Raw genomic sequence first — 16,656 nt, 5'->3', positions numbered from 1 at the left:
TCATTCGAATGAAGGGCACATGCCGCCAATCGGTCGTTGGCGGTGGTGCGGGCGAAGGGACTCGAACCCCCACATCTTGCGATACTGGTACCTAAAACCAGCGCGTCTACCAATTCCGCCACGCCCGCGAGGCACATGCCCGAAGGTGCGCCGCGCTATAGCAAGATAAGAGCGAGGGGCAAGCCATAGCGGCGATAAAATCGCCCAAGGGGCGCAACCGCGCTATCGACTGTGGCGTTCTCGTCGCATCATGGCCAGCCGTCCCCCACGTCCGCACCCGCCCGTCGACCCCGATCCGGAACCCGATAGCGGGACCGTCCCGCTGCCCCGCCCCGACCGACCGCCGCCGCAGCCGGGCGAGCCCAAGCCGCCGCCGCCGCCCGACCCGGTCTAGGTCGCAGACCCGCGCCTGATCAGTCGACGCAACGAACCCCGTGGACGCCGTCGAGGCAAACGCCGTCGATCTGCGCCCCGCCGAGCGATATACCGAGATGGCGCGCCACCGTCGGTAGGATATCGACCGTGCGCACTGCGTCATGCCGCGCCAACGCAGCCGCGCCGGGGCGATAGAAAGCCATTGGCACGCGGCGGTCATAGTCCCACACCGTGCCGTGGGTCGCCATATAGCTCTCCATCGGCTCTTCGATGGGCGTCACGAATTGCTTCAGCACGACATAGACGTCGCCCGAGCGCGCCGGATGGTATGAAGCTCGGACTCGCTGGATCAGGCTCCAGCCCGAGGGGTCACCCTGCGGGATCGGCACGGCCATGATCTGGTCGCGGCGAAAGACGGCCTCCACCTGCGGGTCGGCGGCATAGCCTGCCTGGAGACGCGCGATGGCCTCGTTGCGGACAGCCGCATCGAGCGTCGGGTCGACATAGATATCGCCCGGGATGCCCGGCTCCACGGTCTTGATCTGATTGGCCTCGAGGCCGAGCGCCTCGACGACCGGGGCATGGACCGAGCGAACAAAACCTTCGGCAATGCGGCTCGCTTCGACGCCCTGCAGACGCAGTCGTTCGGGGATGGGCTGGCCGCCGTGATCGCTGGTCAACACCACGGCATAATCGAGCCCGCGACCGTCGAGATAGGAGAGAAAGCCTTCGAGGTTGCGGTCGAGCGCGAACATCTGGAGACACATCTCGCCGCCCTGCGGACCGAACTTGTGTCCGACATAGTCGGTTGCGCTGAGACCGAGCGAGAGGAGGTCGGGTGCCTCGCCCTGCCCCAGCTCCATGCTGTCGATGAACTGCGCGCCCAAGGCGAGGATAGCGCCGTCATAGGCGGGGCTGGCGCGGAACTGGCGATAGTTACCGGGCTCCCAGCCGAGCGGGTCATTGCCGACGCGGCCGCGGTTCTCGACCTCGACCACGGGCTTGCCCGCGCAATAGGGTGGAATCTGGAGACCGGCCGATCCGGCATCGAGGAGGTTGCGGGTCGAGACGGTCGCGCTCGACACCACCGCTGGCGCGGGCGGCGCCAGGTCGGTCATCCAACCGTCGGGGCCCCACCACCAGCGCTGGTCGGCGTCATGACCCGACAGCATCACGGCGGCACGGTCCTTGCCCGCCACCGCGATATTGCGGCTGCGCGCGTCGGCGCGTTTCAGAAAGGTGCCGAGCGTGGGCACGAGCAGGTGGCGGTCGCTGATAACGTCGCGATCGCCCCATTCGCCGCGCCGGTCGGGATCCTCGGCGCAATAGACCTTGGCCCCCTCGCCGCGCGCCATCTCGAGCCAATCGTTAGCGACGATACCCGTGCGGGCAGGCAGGCTGCCGGTGAGAATGGTCGAATGTCCAGGACAAGTCTCGGTGGCGGCCTGCGCCTGATAGCCATTGGCGAAATAGGTGCCCTGCGAGGCGATGCGCTTCAGGCCGCCGCTCATCAGCGGTAGATATTCGGCCATGAGCTGACTCGACAGCTGGTCGACCGAAATCACGACGAGGAGATCGGGGGCGCCGGCAGGTTGGGCCAAGACGGTCGCAACAGGCGCGCTCGTTACCGGCTCGGGGGTGGAGGCACAGGCCGACAGCCCCGCCATCATGGTTGCAGCCAGTAGCGGGGCCCTCGAACGCATCTGTGTCTCCTTAACCGTCAAGCTTGGCGCGCAGGATCTGGTTCACCACCTGCGGGTTGGCCTGGCCGCGCATCGCCTTCATCGTCTGGCCGACGAAGAAGCCGAACAGCGCTTCCTTGCCGCCCTTATATTGTTCGACCTTGTCGGCATTGGCGGCGAGCACCTTGTCGACCTCGGCCTCGATCGCGCCGGTGTCGCTGGTCTGCTTCATGCCATGCTTCTCGACCACGTCAGCAGGCGTGCCGCCTTCGTCGAGATAGAGCTCCATGACTTCCTTGGCCTGCCCCTTCGAGATGTCGCCATCGTCGACCATCTTCAGGATGGCGGCGGAGGCTTCGGGCGTGTTGCGCTCGTCCGAGAACCCCACATCCTTGGCGTTGAGGATACCCGGAAGCACACTATTGGCCCAGTTGGAGGCGGCGACCGGCTCCGCGCCCGCATCGAGCAGCGCATCGAACCAGCGCGCGGTCTCGACCTCGGCGGTCAACACTGCAGCGTTGTAGGGCGTGATGCCGAGCGCTTCGTAGCGCTTCAGCTTGGCATCGGGCAGCTCGGGCAGGCTCGCGCGGCACTCGGCGAGGAATTCATCGTCGAGTTCGAGCGGAAGCAAGTCGGGATCGGGGAAGTAGCGATAGTCATGCGCATCTTCCTTCGAGCGGAGCGGACGGGTGATGCCCTTGGCGACGTCGAACAGGCGGGTCTCCTGCTGGACCCCCTCCCCGCTCTCGAGCGCCTTCACCTGCCGCTTGGCCTCATGCTCGATGACCTGCATGACGAAGCGAACGCTGTTGACGTTCTTGGTCTCGGTCCGCGTGCCCAATTCCTCGCCCGGCAGGCGCACCGAGACGTTGACGTCGGCGCGCATCGAGCCTTCTTCCATATTACCGTCGCACGAGCCGACATAGCGCAGGATCGAGCGCAGCTTGCGCAGATACGCGCCAGCCTCGGCGGGCGAACGCATGTCGGGCTTCGACACGATTTCCATCAGCGCCACGCCGCAGCGGTTGAGGTCGACATAGCTCATGGTCGGATGCTGGTCGTGCATCAGCTTGCCCGCATCCTGTTCGACATGGATGCGCTCGACGCCGATGGTCTTGGTCGCATCGGGGTTCTTCTCGTCGGGCGCGACCTCGATCTCGCCCTCGCCCACCAGCGGGTGGTAGAGCTGCGAAATCTGATAGCCCTGCGGAAGATCGGCGTAGAAATAGTTCTTGCGGTCAAAGCGCGACCATTTGTTGATCACGGCATCGATCGCCATGCCGGTACGCACCGCTTGGCGGATGCATTCCCGGTTGGGCACGGGCAGCATGCCGGGCATCGCCGCATCGACGAGGCTGACCTGCGTGTTGGGCTCGGCGCCGAAGGCGGTGGCCGCGCCGCTGAACAGCTTGGCGTGCGAAGTGACCTGGGCATGCACCTCGAGGCCGATCACGACCTCATAGCTGCCCTTCTGGCCCTTGATCCGATAATCGCTCATTTCAACAAATCCCATGCTTCGCGATACTCAGCGAATTTATCTTGATAGCCCCAACCATGGTCAGTCGGCTTATTCTCGCCATGAAACCGGATACAGCGCATGCCTTGTTCCGCCTTTCGGGGCTCACCATTCTTCTTTGGGTGACTCACGTAAAAGGTGTGATCCGCTTCGAGGACATCGAGTAAATGACCAGTCGGAACCACGTAGATGTCCCGATCTCGAAGTCCGCTGCCGATATCAACGATCAAGACAAAATCGTCCCCGCCCTGGAGATCGAGGAAAATAGACCCAGTCTTCCTTTTGACCGTCCAAACAGCGCTATGGTTCGAAGTGGTCTTCACCCGAAGCGCGCACCGTCGTCCGGTCTCAGGCCAAAGAGACATGGCATCAAAAGCAGGATTATTACGGTCCGCCATGAACGCGTGAAAATCTCGGTGCATCAATTCCGCCATAATGACGTGTTCGCCGAGGTTTCCTCTGGCGCTACTCACCACCACTTCCCCGGAAGCTCGATGCTCGGAGCGCGTTCCTCGATCGCGAGGCCGGCGTTGAGCACCGCCTGTTCGTCCATTTCATTGCCGATGAGGTGCAGGCCGAGCGGGAGCCCGTCCTTGTCCACGCCGCCGGGCACGCTCATCGCGGGCAGGCCGGCCAGCGAGGCGGGCACCGCGAAGACGTCATTGAGATACATGGCGATCGGATCGTCCGACTTCTCGCCCAGCCCGAAGGCCGCGCTCGGCGCCGTCGGGGTAAGGATCATGTCGCACTTCTCGAAGGCCTTGCGGAAATCTTCCTTGATCAGCGCGCGGACGCGCTGCGCCTGTGTGAAGTAAGCGTCGTAGAAGCCCGCGCTCAGCACATAGGTGCCGATCATGATGCGGCGCTTCACTTCATCACCGAAGCCTGCCGAGCGGGTCGCCTTGTACATGTCGTGAAGGCCGCCACCCTCGACCGTCTCACGCAGCCCGTAACGCACGCCGTCATAGCGGGCGAGGTTGGACGAGGCTTCCGCCGGGGCGATGATGTAATAGGTCGGCAACGCATACTTGCTGTGCGGCAGCGAGATCTCGACCGGCTCGGCACCCGCCTCGCACAGCCATTCGACGCCCTGATCCCAGAGCTTGTTGATCTCTTCCGGCGTGCCGTCGATGCGATATTCCTTGGGAATACCCACGCGCTTGCCCTTCAAATCGCTCGACAAGCCAGCTTCCCACTGCGGCACAGGCGCGTCGATCGAGGTCGAGTCCTTCGGGTCGAAGCCCGCCATCGCCTCGAGCATGATCGCGCAGTCGCGCACGTCGCGCGCCATCGGCCCCGCCTGGTCGAGCGAGGAGGCGAAGCTGACGATGCCCCAGCGCGAGCAGCGGCCATAGGTCGGCTTGATCCCCGCGATACCGGTGAAGGCGGCGGGCTGGCGGATCGAACCGCCGGTATCGGTACCGGTGGCGCCCGGCGCGATGCGCGCGGCGACCGCCGAGGCCGAACCGCCCGACGAGCCGCCCGGCGTAATCGCGGCATTCGAGCCTTCGCGGCGCCACGGCGAAATCACATTGCCGTGCGCGCAGGTCTCGTTGGACGAGCCCATGGCGAATTCGTCCATGTTCAATTTGCCGAGCATGCCAGCGCCGGCAGCCTTCAAATTGGCCGAGACCGTGCTCTCATAAGGCGGCTTGAAGTTGCCGAGCATCTTCGAGCCCGCGCTGGTCAGCACGCCTTCGGTCGCGAACAGGTCCTTCATGCCGAGCGGAATGCCCGACAGCGGCTTGAGACTGTCGGAAGCCTTTGCCTCGTCGGCGGCCTTGGCGGCTTCGAGCGCCAATTCGGGTGTCTTCACCAGATAGGCGTTGAGCGCATCGGCGCCGTCCACTGCGGCATTGTAGGTCTCGGCAATGTCGGTCGCCGAAAAATCGCCCTTGCGGAAACCATCGCGCAGCTGGGCGATGGTCAGGTCGAGAATGTCGCTCACTATTCGATCACCTTCGGGACGGCGAAGAAGCCGTGCTGGGCCTCGGGCGCGTTGGACAGCACCTTGTCACGGATGTCGCCATCGGTGACGCCGTCCTCGCGCAGCCGCATCTGCTGGTCGACCACCGTGGCGAGCGGTTCGACGCCGCTGGTGTCGACCTCGCCCAGCTGTTCGACCCAGCCGAGGATGTTGTTGAGTTCGGGGAGCAGCGTTTCCGCCTGCTCGTCGGAAAGGTCGATGCGCGCCAGATTGGCGATGTGACGCACCTGTTCGATGGTGACAGACATGGACGCTTCCCTAGCCAGCACGCGCCCGCGCTTCAAGCTATTCGAAGGTCGCGCCCACTGGTTCGCCGTTCACATAGACGCGGCGCACCACTTCCTCGCGCACTTCGACCGTCGCGCTGCGCATCTCCTCATCGCTCAGCTTCGGCTCCGGGACGGGAACGCTCGACGGACGAACAGGACCGTCGGTCTCGGCGAGCTGTTCGGGGGTGACGACCTCCCGCACCAGTCCCCCGCGTGACCAACGCCGCCCGACGATCAAGAGGCCGCCATCTTCGAGCCGCGTGACGATGCAGGGCCGTTCGCTGCAAAAACGTTCACGCGCCACCGCCCGGCGCTCGTCGCGACTGAGCTCCAGATTTTCCGGGACGAGAATGAGCGTCTCGTCGAGCTGTGCATCGCCCGCAGCCACCTCGATCTCCTGCTCGAGCTCCCAGCGATTGTCCGATTGGAGCGCCTTGGTCGCGAGCTCCGCGACCAGCGCCCGATCGTCGCTCTTGAGCCGTTCGAGCGCGGCGCGCCCCTCCGGACCGAAGTCGAACGCCATGGCGCGATAGTCGAAGCGCGCCGGCGTCACCTCGCCCGACTCCAGCCGCGCCAGCTGGCTGCGCGTGCTGATCGCGCCGAAGTCGAGGATCGGCAGCGCAAGGAACAGTGCAAGCCCGACGACGACGAAGCCGAGCGACACCTGCGCGCGGCGGAACGGCGCGAAATCGCCCCGACCCTTCCACGCCGCCCACGCCGCCGCAAACCCATATGCCAGCGCCAGCGCGATCACGATCGCGCCCCACAGGCGGTCGGGCGTCCAGCCATATTGCTCGATGCGCAGCCCCATGCTGACCGCTGCCAGCAGCGCGAGCGGCAGGATGACCAGCGTCAGTGTAAAGGCGCTCCACTTGAGCGAGGGGCGCGCGGGCTCATCGCCCTCCCCCGTCCCGAAGACCGCATTGGCGAGAAGAAGACCCCATGCCGCCGAGGCGAGCAGGAGAGGCGTTTCGGGCAGGCCCGATTCCCACAGCCTGGCAAAGCCGGTGATCGGCAACGCAACGAGAAACAGGGCGAGCGTGATCGCCATCAAGGGCGCCAGCACCGCGAGCACGACCATCACCAGTTTGAGCAAGCCCCCAAACAGGCGATCGCGCTCGCGAAGCATCCCGACCGCCCCGCCAAACGCAAAACCCGCGATGGCCCAGGCCGCCTGTTCGTTTTCGAGCAGGTCTCGCAGCACGTCGATGCCGATCGAATCGAACAAGGCCGCGAGCATCCACAGCAGCGCGAAGGTCAGGCCCGTGAAAAGCAGCGCCGAAAAGCCGATGACGGCATCGGTCCAGCCATAATGATGCAGCGGTGCGAAATCGCGGACCAATCGCCCTTCGTCACGCGCGGCCTGGAAGAAGGGCGCCGCGACCAGCACCGCAAACAGTCCCGAGAAATAAGGATAATCGAAGATCGAGCGTCCGTCGTTATAGGACGCCGTGCTCCACCCGACGAGCGCCATGACCACGCCCGCGACGAGCGCGAAACCGAGGCTCCAGCTCCACCGGCGCCGTTCGAGCGTGAAGAGCAAGGCGGCCGTCGTCACCGCCGTGAAAGTCGCCCCGGCGCGCTCGGCGATGCTCAGCGGCGTCTCGTAATCATGGTCGATCAGGATGGAGAAGATCAGCGCTCCCAACGCACCGATCGCCGCGAGAATCCACGGACGTTCCGGCCACGCGGCCTCCTGATCTGTCGTCATCTTTTCCGTCCCCCACAAGTTGCGCCGACCCTGCCCCAGCAGAACCCAGTCTTCAAGCGATGTTGCAGCGCGGCAAGGCCATCGCTACCTCAGCAATCATGTTAGCTCGCATCTTTCTCTGGATCGTCGCGCTTTGCACCCTGCTCGTGGTGGCCGGCGCCTTCATCTTCTTCCAATATGGCGACCGCATCCTTGCCGACCAGGCGATGCCGAAGGTCGAGTTCGTCGCGCCGCCCGAACAGGAGGAGTCGATCTATGCGAGCCTCGACGCCTGGTGGGCGCGCCCCGACATGGAAGGCAGCCTCGCCGACTGGCAGCCCGATCCCTATCAGGGCGCCGCACAGGTCGAAATCTCCGCGGAAGGCGGTGACGTGGAAGCGACCGCGACCGATGCCGAAACTGTCGAGGGCAATGGCGAGCGCCCTGTCGCCGTCTTCTTCATCCACCCGACAACCTATCTCCTGACCGACCGCTGGAACGCCGACATGGCGCTCACCGGCATGGCCAAGACCCGCGCCGAATTGTTCGTGCGCAGCCAGGCGAGCGCGTTCAACAATATCGGTGAAGTGTGGGCGCCCCGCTATCGGCAGGCCACCTTCGGCACCTTCCTGTCGCAATCGGCCAATGCGCAAGCCGCGCTCGATGTCGCCTATGGCGATCTCGTCGACGCCTTTTCCGTCTTCGTCGAGAACAATCCCGATGGCCCGCTGGTGATCGCTGGGCACAGCCAGGGCGCGCTCCATGCCCTGCGGCTGCTCGCCGACCAGCGCGAAACGCTCGGCGACCGGCTCGTCGCCGCCTACATCGTCGGATGGCCCGTCGATGCCGAGGCCGACCTCCCCGCCACCGGCCTGCCCGCCTGCTCTGATCCCGACCAGAGCGCCTGCCTCATGAGCTGGCTCACTTTTGGCGATCCGCCCAATGCCAATCTGGTGCTGCGCGACTGGCTCAAGGCCGACGGCTATGCCGGTCTCGATCGCGAGCGCGAGCGGCTGGTCTGCACCAATCCGCTGACCGGCGGCGAGCCGCGCGAGGCCGCGCCCGCCGAGAACCCCGGACTGCTCGTGCCCGACGAGAGGCTGACGACCGCGCAACTCCTGCCCGGATCGGTGGGGGCCCGCTGCGAGCGCGGCCTCCTCATCCTCAACGGCGAGTTGCCCGCGCTCGGCCCCTATGTCCTGCCCGGCAACAATTACCACGTCTTCGACTATGCGCTCTTCTGGGGCGCGATCCGCGAGGACCTTTACCGCCGCCATGCGACGTGGGGCACGTCGGCCGAGGCGCGGGACGACGCTGCATGATCCATGACAATGCTATCGACTTTTACGAGGCCTGCCCGGGCGGCAAGCTCGCCGGCCTCGACGTCGGCACGAAGACAATCGGGCTGGCGACCTGCGATGCGGCATGGAGCTTTGCAGGGCCCGCCGAGACGATCCGCCGCACCAAGTTTCAGAAGGACCTTGCCCAGCTGACTGCGTTCGTCGAAGCACAGGGCATATCCGGCCTCGTCCTAGGCCTGCCGCTCAACATGGACGGGACCGACAGTCCGCGCACCCAGTCGACCCGTGCCTTCGCGCGCAACATCGCCCCGCTCGGCCTGCCCGTTCTCCTGTGGGACGAACGCTGGTCGACGCAGGCGGTCGAGCGCGCCATGATCGACGCCGACGTGAGCCGCGCCAAGCGCGCCGACAAGGTCGATGCCATGGCCGCCGCGCACATCCTCCAGGGCGCGATCGACGCGCTGGTCAACATCGCGCATCGCGACTAGGGAGCGGGGCCATGCACATCATTCGCCCCAGCGACCTGTCCGACGACCAGCTCGACCACCTCCTGCGAGAGGCCGAGCATTGGCTCGAGCATAACCGCGGCGCGGACAAGCGCGTCGACCGGCTGGCGGGGCGCAGCATCGTCCTCGCCTTTTTCGAGAATTCGACCCGCACCCTCCTGAGCTTCGACATGGCCGCGCAGCGCCTCGGCGCGATGGTCACCACCCTTCCCGCCGGGCAATCGAGCCTCGCCAAGGGCGAGACGCTCATCGATACCGCGCTGACGATCGATGCGATGCAGGTCGATGCGCTGGTTATGCGCCATCCCGAACCCGGCGCGCCCGACACGGTCGCCGAGACGATCCGCGCGGCGGTCGTCAATGCGGGCGACGGCACCGGCGAGCATCCCACGCAAGGCTTGCTCGATGTCGCCACCATCCACCATCATTTCGGGCGGGTCGACGGGCTCAAGGTCGCCATTTGCGGCGACATCCGTCACAGCCGCGTGGCGTCCTCGACCCACGCCCTGCTCGAACGGCTCGGCGCGGACGTGACCCTCGCGGGCCCTGCCGCGCTGATGCCGGAGGGGCATGACGGCGCCGACGGGATCGACGATGCCGTCGCGGGTGCCGACGTCGTCATGATGCTGCGGATCCAGCGCGAACGCCTCGCCGCCGATCTCGGCGACGCACCCGGCGAATATCTGGCACGTTACGGCCTTACCGAGAAACGCTTCGCGACGGCAGCGCCAGGCGCGGTGATCATGCACCCTGGACCGATGAACCGCGGCGTGGAAATCCTCGGCGAGCTGGCCGACAGCGAACATTCGCTCATCACCGCGCAGGTCGAGATGGGGGTCGCCATGCGCATGGCCGTCCTCGACCTCGCTATCAACGAACCGGCCGCCGTTACCAGCTGACACAAGAACAGCCCCCGATCCGATGAGGATCGAGGGCTGGTCATGCGGACACCTAGGTGTCGGTTGACGCGCTCGCTTAGCGCGAGGCGAAACGGGTCGGCGCGTCGCCTGCCATCTTGCGGACGAAGCACTCGCCGCCGGCCGAACGGACATCGACGCAGAAATCGCGCGCTGCCGCATCGCTGGCAAAGCCATGCGCGGCGAGACGATAATAGGTCTTGCCCTGATGCTCGAAGCGGGCGGCCATCGGCTGATAGGCATTGATCGGGTCGAACTTGGCGGTCGCCACGGTCCAGCCGCGCTGCAGGCTGGAGCGCTGCGAATAGCTGCCGAGCTGGACGACCGAGCGGCTCGCCTTTTCGGACGCCACCGCTTCGGCGCGGATCGAGCGAACCGATTCGGTCAGGCGCGTGGTCTCGCGGCTCAACGCCGGCGCCGGAGCGACGTCACGCGCCGCGCGAGCAGCTGCGGCCACCATCGCGACCGGCGCGATCGGGTCGACATCGAGCGACGGACGGGCCTCGGCCTCGTCGGCGGCGGCCGCTTCGGCGGTCACGTCGACCAGTTCGATGTCACGCACGGGAATATCCACGTTCGCGGCCAGAACGGTCGGCGCCGGCTCGGGCGCGATGCTCGGCTGCGGCGCAGGGGCGGCTTCGGCGACCGCGACCGGGGCGGCAACAACAGGTGCGGCCACGACGGGAGCAGCGGCAACCGGCGCAGGCGCGGCCTGCTGCTGCGGCGCGAGGCTTGCATAACGCGGCTGGTCGGCATTCCCGTTGAGCGCGAGACGAACGGGCTGGCCCGGATCGCTGGCGGCCGGGGTCACGCCGATCAGCGCGGCGACCTGATGCGAGGGATGTTCGGGGTTGGCCATCTGCATCCAGCCTTGGAGGCGCGCGTCGAGCTGGTCGGCGGGCACGTCCTGCGCGGCGATGATGCGGGCGGCTTCCCAATTGCCGTTCATCGCATTGACGAGCGCGAGGTTCTGGCGGGTGCGGGCATCGGCGGCGGGACTGCGCGCAGCGGTCTCGAGGATTTCGAGCGCGACCTGCGGGCGACCGGCCATGGCAACGGCGAGACCGAGGTCGGCGGCATCGACATAGCCGCGCGCCTGCTCGAGCCCCGACAGCGCTTCACGCTGCTTGCCCTGCGCGATCTGCACGAGGGCCTTCTTCATGATGACCTTGGGCTGGGCGGGCATGAGCGTCAGCGAATCGCGATAAGCAGCCTCTGCCGAAGCGAAACGCCCATCGGCGAAATAGACATTGCCGAGCAGCGTGCGGAAACCCGCATCGGTCGGGCTCGCCTCGACGGCACGCTCGGCAAGCTGGATCGCCTCGCCGTGATTGCCTTCGATCAGCGCGGCCTGCGCGCGGCTCGCCAGTCCGATATTCTCCTTGTCGACATTGCCGGCAAAGCCGCCCATGCCGCCATCGGACATGCTGCAGGCACCGAGCGCTGCCGCCATGGCGGCGAGCGCGATCGTGCGTCCCATCATCGTCTTGCTCATGACCTACCCTTCCCTGGTTTCGTCGGTCCTATTCGGTGTCCACGCTCGCCTGCGCGACCAGCTCGTCGAGCTCGGTCATCTCTCCCAGCAGGCGATCGAGCGCCTCGGTCACCATCTTCTGCGCCGACTGGCCGGTAAGGGCACAGGCGAGACGCAGTTTGAGATGGCGCTCCCGATCGAGGCGCAGCGTGAAGGCGGCCTTGTCCTTGGCACCGGCCTTGGCTTCGGCGACGTCGAGGTTGGACAGCGCGTTGCAATCGCTATCGTCCTCGACCTCGTCATAGGCCGCGGTTTCGGTGTCGGCGTCGACCTGCATGTCGGCGCCGAGGACAAGTTCTTCTTCTTCGGCGACTTCTTCTTCAAAGACCGGCTGCGGAGCCGGACGCGAGAGGAAGGCGGCGAAACGGTTGTTGACGGTGGGGTCGAAGTCTTCGCCTGCCTCTTCCTCGGCAGTCGCTTCTTCCTCGAGACCGAAGATGTCCTCTTCGTCCTCGCCCTCTTCGTCATCGGCATAAGCGTCGGCACCCGACAGGCCCTGCGCGATGTCCGGGGTCGGCGCGGGCGCATAGGCCTCGGCGTCCTCGTCTTCGCCCCAGGCACCGCCCTCGCTCTTCTGCTGCTGCGTGAGCGGCGCAAGATCGGCCACGGTGCGCATCAGCTTGGGCGCTTCGGCCTCGTCCTCGGCCGTCTCCGGCTGCGGATCGAAAGCGGTCGGCTCGTCGGCCGGCACGCCGCGGCTGGCCGAGAAGGTGCTCTGCGACACCGGCGGCGCATCGAAGACGGTCGGGCGCGAGGTCGGGACCTCGAGCGCGGCGGCAGCGTCCTCGTCGGCATCCTCGGCCTGCGGCACTTTCGCGGTGAAGGCGTCGGCCTTCTTCGCGTCGCGATGACCGGCAAAGATGTTGACGTCGTCGCCCTCGGCCTCGGGATCCCACAGCTCGGCCGTGTTATCCTCGAGATCGGCGCCGTCGTCGGCATAATCGCCCAGATCCTCGTCGCCCTCGCCATATTCGGCGGCGAGCTTGGCCTGGTGATCGTGGACCACCGGCTGCGACGGGCTCAGGCCCGACAGCGGGTTGCGGTTGATATGTTCGATCGACGCGCCCTCGCCCTCGCCGGGCTGGTTGGCGGTGTCGAAACCCATGTCGTTCCAGCCGAGGTCGTCGAGACCCCCCGGGCCGACCTGGCCGAAATTCTGGCGGCGCATCGCCGGACGGGCCGATCCCTTGCGAGCAAGGAGGCCTCCGGAGAGCGACGCGAATGCCTTTGGTGCATTCATCTGTCTCGCTCCTCCCAGCGCTGCTTAACCGACGACCCGGCGACCGAAGCCACCGACCGGACGCGGCGCGGCGGGCTGCCCGCCCTGCGCCGGCGCGCTGCCCCCCACGTTGGGAGCGGCAAAGACGGTGCGACGGAAATTCTTCTCGAGGCGATCGGCGACATAGGACCACAGCTCGGTGATCTCCTGCGCGCTACGACCCTCGGGATCGATTTCCATGACGGTGCGGCCATCGATCATCGAGGCGGCGAAGTCGGTGCGGTGATGGACCGTGACCGGCGCGACCGTGCCATGCTGCGACAGCGCGACCGCCGCTTCATAGGTGATCTTGGCCTTGGGGGTCGCGGCGTTGACGACGAAGATGGCGGGTTTGCCGGCGCGGTCGCACAGGTCGACCGTGGCGCCGACGGCGCGCAGATCGTGCGGGCTCGGACGGGTCGGGATGATGACGAGCTCGGCCACCGCGATGACCGACTGAATGGCCATGGTGATGGCCGGCGGCGTATCGATCACGGCCAGCTTGAAGCCCTGCTGGCGCAGCACTTCGAGGTCGGACGCGAGACGCGCAACCGTGGTCTGGGCGAACGCGGGCATTTCATCCTCGCGCTCGTTCCACCAGTCGGCGAGCGAGCCCTGCGGATCGATGTCGATAAGACAGACCGGACCGTGGCCGGCCCGTTGAGCCTGAACCGCCAGGTGGCCCGAAACGGTGGTCTTGCCCGAGCCACCCTTCTGCGATGCCATAGCCAGAACGCGCATTATTTTCCCCTCGCCGGAATTGGACGAATATTTCGTATCCCTGCCAATTGGCCTGAAGGGCACTAAAATCTGGTTAACGCTTTTTGGGGGATGTGCCCCTGCTTGCATCGCGGGGCGAATGTGGCACTGTAGGACACGCAACTTAGTGACGGCATTTCAAACGGATATGGTAGCGAAATGGTAAGCATGTCGACGCCGATTTTTTCCGCCCTCCTCCTCGCCCTCGCCCCGGCCCCGCCCTCCAGCGAGGTCGCACAGGGCATCGCGGCGTGGCGCGGCGGCGAGCATGAACGCGCCGTCGCCATCTGGGCGCCGCTCGCCGAGGCGGGGGACCGCGATGCGCTGTTCAACCTCGGCCAGGCCTATCGACTGGGGCGCGGAGTGGCGGTCGACAAGAATCGCGCCCGCGGCCTGTTCGAACGCGCCGCGCGGCAGGGCCACATGGGCGCGCGCACCAATCTCGGGCTCATGCTGTTCGGTCAGGGCGAGCGGGCGGAGGGACTGCGCTGGCTGCGCGACGCCGCCGATGCCGGCGAACCGCGTGCCATGCTCGTCTACGGCACGGCCTTGTTCAACGGGGAGACGCTCACCCGCGACATGGTCACCGGCTATGCGCTCGTCAGCCGCGCCGCCGCCAGGGACCTTGCGCCTGCCAAGACCACGCTGGCCGAAATGGACCGACTCCTTCCGGTCGAGACCCGCCGCCGGGGCGTTGCCCTCGCCCAGTCGCTCGCCACCGGGCAGGAACAGCTGGCGACCATTCTCGAGGATCGGCGCGAGGCCGCGGCAGCGCCGCGACCGACACCGCCCGTAACCAGGCCTCCGCCCCGTCTGGAACCGTCAGTGGAGGCCGGGGTGGATGCCAGGTCCGCAGCCCAGCGCATGTCGGCGATGAGCAGCGGGACCTATTCGATCCAGCTCGGCGCCTTTACGCAAGAAGGTGCGGCGGAAGGGCTCTACGCGGAACTGCAGGACATGCCCGCGCTTGCCGGCAAGTCGCCGCTCTATGTCGATGGCGGCGGCATCACCCGGCTGCGAATCACCGGGTTTGCTGATGCGGCAAGCGCCGAACGCGCCTGCGCTGCACTCGAGGCCAGCGGGCGCTCCTGCTTCACGATCCGGCCCTAGTCGGTGAGCCAATCCTCGCGTGCAATGTCGAAAATCCACAGGAGCGCGTCGAGCGGGGCGTGATCGAGCCGCGCATCGGCCGCCGCCGCGACCTTGGGCTTGGCACGGTAGGCGATGCCCAGATCGGCCGCGCCGAGCATCGGCAGGTCATTCGCCCCGTCGCCGATCGCGATCACCGGCCCGCCCACTTTCGCCCGCTCCGCTTCGAGCGTCGCCTGCTTGACCGCGCCATCGACGATCGCCCCGTCGACTGCCCCCGTCAGCTTGCCGTTAACAGTGCCGAGCCGGTTGGCGACGACCCGGTCGAATCCGAGCTGCGCCCCGATACGGTCGGCAAAAGCGGTGAAGCCGCCCGAGACCAGCACGGTGCGCACGCCATGGTGCTGGAGCGTGCGAACCAATCGCCGCGCGCCGTCATTGGGCTTGATACGGGTCGCGAGCAGCCTGTCGATCACCGCGTCTTCGAGGCCTTCTAGCAGTGCCAGTCGCTCCTTGAGCGCGCCCTCGAAGTCGAGCTCGCCGCGCATCGCCCGCTCGGTGATGTCGGCGACGCGCTCCCCTACCCCCGCCTCGGCGGCGAGCTCGTCGATACACTCCTGCCCGATCATGGTGCTGTCCATGTCGGCAAGAAATAGAGCGGGTCGCCCGCCGGCATGAAAGATGACGTCTGCCGCCATCCCATCCATATCAGCGCGCAGCCGATCGCCGACCCCGCGCAACCGCGCCGCGCGCTCGTCATGCCAGTGGAGTTCGGCACCGTGCCGCCGGGCGAGCGCCTCGACATGGCTGGCATTGAGCGGATCGGCTGCTATCAGCGTGGCAATGGTCATGAAGCCTCCTCTCGCCCTCATCGCGGGTCCGACCGCCAGCGGCAAGTCCGAACTCGCGCTGCGCCTCGCCGAGGCCGATGGAGGGATCGTCATCAATGCCGACAGCGCGCAAATTTATGCCGACCTGTCGATCCTCGCCGCCAGCCCCGCCGCCGCCGAACAAGCGCGCGCGCCCCACCGCCTCTATGGCGTGCGCGATGGCGCGCACCCCTGTTCGGCGGGCGATTGGGTGCGGCTCGCGAGGGACGAGATCGCTTCTGCCCATGCGGCGGGCAAGCTCCCCATCCTCGTCGGCGGCACCGGCCTTTATCTTCGCAGTCTGCTCCAGGGCATCGCCCCGGTCCCTGACATCGACCCGGCTATTCGAACCGCGATCCGCAAGGCCCCGACCGCCGACAATTATGCAGCGCTCCAGCAGGAGGATCCCGAGGCAGCCGCACGGCTCAATGCCGGCGACACGCTGCGCGTCGCCCGCGCGCTCGAGGTCATTCGCTCGACCGGCCAGCCGCTCAGCTATTGGCAAGCGCGCAAGGAAGGCGGCATCGGCGATGATGTCCAGCTTCGCCCGCTGCTCCTTCTGCCACCGCGCGACTGGCTCGCGAAGCGCTGCAACCGACGCTTCGAGACCATGGTCGAGCATGGCGCCCTCGACGAAGCGCGCGCGCTGCTGGCCCGTGACCTCGACCCCATTCTTCCCGTGATGCGCGCCATCGGCGTGCCCGAACTCATCGCGCATCTGTCGGGCGAGACCAGCCTCGCCGACGCCATCGCCGCGGGTCAGCTCGCCACGCGCCAATATATGAAGCGCCAATATACCTGGTTTCGCGGCCAGACCCCCGACGATTGGCCGCGCTACACCGATCCGCTCGACAGCGAGGCCGCCATCATCGCCGCCCTAGCCCTGCTCGATCCCCCCGCCTAA

Annotated in this window: 16 protein-coding genes and 1 tRNA gene; 6 read left to right on the top strand and 11 right to left on the bottom strand. The window is 66.6% G+C overall.

Features of this window, described 5'->3' with window-relative positions; translation table 11 throughout:
- Positions 1-43: 43 nt before the first annotated feature.
- Positions 44-128: transfer RNA gene (locus NUW51_RS02780), tRNA-Leu, on the bottom strand.
- 122 nt (positions 129-250) lie between these two features.
- Here NUW51_RS02780 and NUW51_RS02775 point away from each other — a divergent pair.
- The gene (locus NUW51_RS02775) at positions 251-394 is read left to right on the top strand and encodes a hypothetical protein (RefSeq protein WP_265562547.1); all 144 of its coding nucleotides are present in this window, start codon (positions 251-253) and stop codon (positions 392-394) included.
- Between the two features lie 19 nt (positions 395-413).
- Here the strand turns inward: NUW51_RS02775 and NUW51_RS02770 are convergent, their stop codons facing one another.
- Genes NUW51_RS02770 through NUW51_RS02745 form a run of 6 tightly spaced genes read right to left on the bottom strand, consistent with a single transcriptional unit; the run spans position 414 to position 7,540 of the window.
- Positions 414-2,078, bottom strand: a complete 1,665-nt coding sequence (locus NUW51_RS02770; RefSeq protein WP_265562545.1) for an alkaline phosphatase family protein — start codon at positions 2,076-2,078, stop codon at positions 414-416.
- Between the two features lie 10 nt (positions 2,079-2,088).
- On the bottom strand, positions 2,089-3,555 hold the full coding sequence (gatB, locus tag NUW51_RS02765) for an Asp-tRNA(Asn)/Glu-tRNA(Gln) amidotransferase subunit GatB (protein ID WP_265562543.1): 1,467 nt from the start codon (positions 3,553-3,555) through the stop codon (positions 2,089-2,091).
- On the bottom strand, positions 3,552-4,046 hold the full coding sequence (locus tag NUW51_RS02760; RefSeq protein WP_265562542.1) for a hypothetical protein: 495 nt from the start codon (positions 4,044-4,046) through the stop codon (positions 3,552-3,554). Before NUW51_RS02760 ends, gatB begins: the two co-directional genes overlap by 4 nt.
- Positions 4,043-5,521, bottom strand: a complete 1,479-nt coding sequence (gatA, locus tag NUW51_RS02755) for an Asp-tRNA(Asn)/Glu-tRNA(Gln) amidotransferase subunit GatA (RefSeq protein ID WP_265562540.1) — start codon at positions 5,519-5,521, stop codon at positions 4,043-4,045. Before gatA ends, NUW51_RS02760 begins: the two co-directional genes overlap by 4 nt.
- A complete protein-coding gene (gene gatC / locus NUW51_RS02750) occupies positions 5,521-5,808 on the bottom strand; it encodes an Asp-tRNA(Asn)/Glu-tRNA(Gln) amidotransferase subunit GatC (RefSeq protein WP_265562538.1) in 288 nt (95 codons plus the stop codon). The genes gatA and gatC overlap by 1 nt, the downstream gene beginning before the upstream one ends.
- A 37-nt stretch (positions 5,809-5,845) precedes the next feature.
- On the bottom strand, positions 5,846-7,540 hold the full coding sequence (locus tag NUW51_RS02745) for a DUF4153 domain-containing protein (RefSeq protein ID WP_265562536.1): 1,695 nt from the start codon (positions 7,538-7,540) through the stop codon (positions 5,846-5,848).
- A 98-nt stretch (positions 7,541-7,638) separates the two neighbouring features.
- Between NUW51_RS02745 and NUW51_RS02740 the strand changes: the two genes are divergently transcribed.
- From NUW51_RS02740 to NUW51_RS02730, 3 genes are read left to right on the top strand one after another with little or no spacing between them, the layout of a single operon-like run.
- Positions 7,639-8,841 carry a DUF3089 domain-containing protein gene (locus tag NUW51_RS02740; RefSeq protein WP_265562534.1) on the top strand — a complete coding sequence of 401 codons (1,203 nt, stop codon included), beginning with the start codon at positions 7,639-7,641 and terminating at the stop codon, positions 8,839-8,841.
- Positions 8,838-9,308, top strand: a complete 471-nt coding sequence (ruvX, locus tag NUW51_RS02735) for a Holliday junction resolvase RuvX (RefSeq protein ID WP_265562532.1) — start codon at positions 8,838-8,840, stop codon at positions 9,306-9,308. The genes NUW51_RS02740 and ruvX overlap by 4 nt, the downstream gene beginning before the upstream one ends.
- An 11-nt stretch (positions 9,309-9,319) precedes the next feature.
- The gene (locus tag NUW51_RS02730) at positions 9,320-10,225 is read left to right on the top strand and encodes an aspartate carbamoyltransferase catalytic subunit (protein ID WP_265562530.1); all 906 of its coding nucleotides are present in this window, start codon (positions 9,320-9,322) and stop codon (positions 10,223-10,225) included.
- A 76-nt stretch (positions 10,226-10,301) separates the two neighbouring features.
- Here NUW51_RS02730 and NUW51_RS02725 read toward each other — a convergent pair whose 3' ends face one another.
- The 3 genes from NUW51_RS02725 to NUW51_RS02715 are packed head-to-tail and all read right to left on the bottom strand — an operon-like array spanning position 10,302 to position 13,776.
- Positions 10,302-11,738 carry an SPOR domain-containing protein gene (locus NUW51_RS02725; protein ID WP_265562528.1) on the bottom strand — a complete coding sequence of 479 codons (1,437 nt, stop codon included), beginning with the start codon at positions 11,736-11,738 and terminating at the stop codon, positions 10,302-10,304.
- Positions 11,739-11,766: 28 nt separating this feature from the next.
- Positions 11,767-13,017 (bottom strand): hypothetical protein, encoded by a 1,251-nt coding sequence (locus NUW51_RS02720; RefSeq protein WP_265587991.1) that lies wholly within the window; start codon positions 13,015-13,017, stop codon positions 11,767-11,769.
- A gap of 24 nt (positions 13,018-13,041) precedes the next feature.
- Complete coding sequence (locus NUW51_RS02715; protein ID WP_265562526.1) at positions 13,042-13,776, bottom strand: ParA family protein; 735 nt, start codon at positions 13,774-13,776, stop codon at positions 13,042-13,044.
- 186 nt (positions 13,777-13,962) lie between these two features.
- Here NUW51_RS02715 and NUW51_RS02710 point away from each other — a divergent pair, with 186 nt between their 5' ends.
- The gene (locus NUW51_RS02710) at positions 13,963-14,904 is read left to right on the top strand and encodes an SPOR domain-containing protein (protein WP_265562524.1); all 942 of its coding nucleotides are present in this window, start codon (positions 13,963-13,965) and stop codon (positions 14,902-14,904) included.
- On the opposite strand, the gene serB is transcribed toward NUW51_RS02710, so the two are convergent.
- Entirely contained in the window at positions 14,901-15,734 is an 834-nt protein-coding gene (gene serB / locus NUW51_RS02705) for a phosphoserine phosphatase SerB (protein ID WP_265562522.1), read from the bottom strand. The genes NUW51_RS02710 and serB overlap by 4 nt on opposite strands.
- Between serB and miaA the strand changes: the two genes are divergently transcribed.
- Positions 15,733-16,656, top strand: coding sequence for a tRNA (adenosine(37)-N6)-dimethylallyltransferase MiaA (gene miaA, locus NUW51_RS02700; RefSeq protein WP_265562520.1), 924 nt, complete (start codon positions 15,733-15,735; stop codon positions 16,654-16,656). The genes serB and miaA overlap by 2 nt on opposite strands.

It is taken from the genome of Sphingomicrobium arenosum, assembly GCF_026157085.1.
Taxonomy (GTDB): domain Bacteria; phylum Pseudomonadota; class Alphaproteobacteria; order Sphingomonadales; family Sphingomonadaceae; genus Sphingomicrobium; species Sphingomicrobium arenosum.
The sequence above is the reverse complement of the archived record's forward strand: the minus strand, read 5'-3'. Positions and strand labels throughout refer to the sequence as shown.

Excerpts from the sequence above, each read along its gene's own strand:
- NUW51_RS02730 (WP_265562530.1), top strand. The coding sequence starts at position 9,320 with ATGCACATCATTCGCCCCAGCGACCTGTCCGACGACCAGCTCGACCAC.
- NUW51_RS02770 (WP_265562545.1), bottom strand. The coding sequence starts at position 2,078 with ATGCGTTCGAGGGCCCCGCTACTGGCTGCAACCATGATGGCGGGGCTG.
- NUW51_RS02710 (WP_265562524.1), top strand. The coding sequence starts at position 13,963 with ATGTCGACGCCGATTTTTTCCGCCCTCCTCCTCGCCCTCGCCCCGGCC.
- miaA (WP_265562520.1), top strand. The coding sequence starts at position 15,733 with ATGAAGCCTCCTCTCGCCCTCATCGCGGGTCCGACCGCCAGCGGCAAG.
- NUW51_RS02745 (WP_265562536.1), bottom strand. The coding sequence starts at position 7,540 with ATGACGACAGATCAGGAGGCCGCGTGGCCGGAACGTCCGTGGATTCTC.
- gatC (WP_265562538.1), bottom strand. The coding sequence starts at position 5,808 with ATGTCTGTCACCATCGAACAGGTGCGTCACATCGCCAATCTGGCGCGC.
- NUW51_RS02720 (WP_265587991.1), bottom strand. The coding sequence starts at position 13,017 with ATGAATGCACCAAAGGCATTCGCGTCGCTCTCCGGAGGCCTCCTTGCT.
- ruvX (WP_265562532.1), top strand. The coding sequence starts at position 8,838 with ATGATCCATGACAATGCTATCGACTTTTACGAGGCCTGCCCGGGCGGC.
- NUW51_RS02775 (WP_265562547.1), top strand. The coding sequence starts at position 251 with ATGGCCAGCCGTCCCCCACGTCCGCACCCGCCCGTCGACCCCGATCCG.
- NUW51_RS02725 (WP_265562528.1), bottom strand. The coding sequence starts at position 11,738 with ATGAGCAAGACGATGATGGGACGCACGATCGCGCTCGCCGCCATGGCG.
- NUW51_RS02715 (WP_265562526.1), bottom strand. The coding sequence starts at position 13,776 with ATGCGCGTTCTGGCTATGGCATCGCAGAAGGGTGGCTCGGGCAAGACC.
- serB (WP_265562522.1), bottom strand. The coding sequence starts at position 15,734 with ATGACCATTGCCACGCTGATAGCAGCCGATCCGCTCAATGCCAGCCAT.
- NUW51_RS02740 (WP_265562534.1), top strand. The coding sequence starts at position 7,639 with ATGTTAGCTCGCATCTTTCTCTGGATCGTCGCGCTTTGCACCCTGCTC.
- gatB (WP_265562543.1), bottom strand. The coding sequence starts at position 3,555 with ATGAGCGATTATCGGATCAAGGGCCAGAAGGGCAGCTATGAGGTCGTG.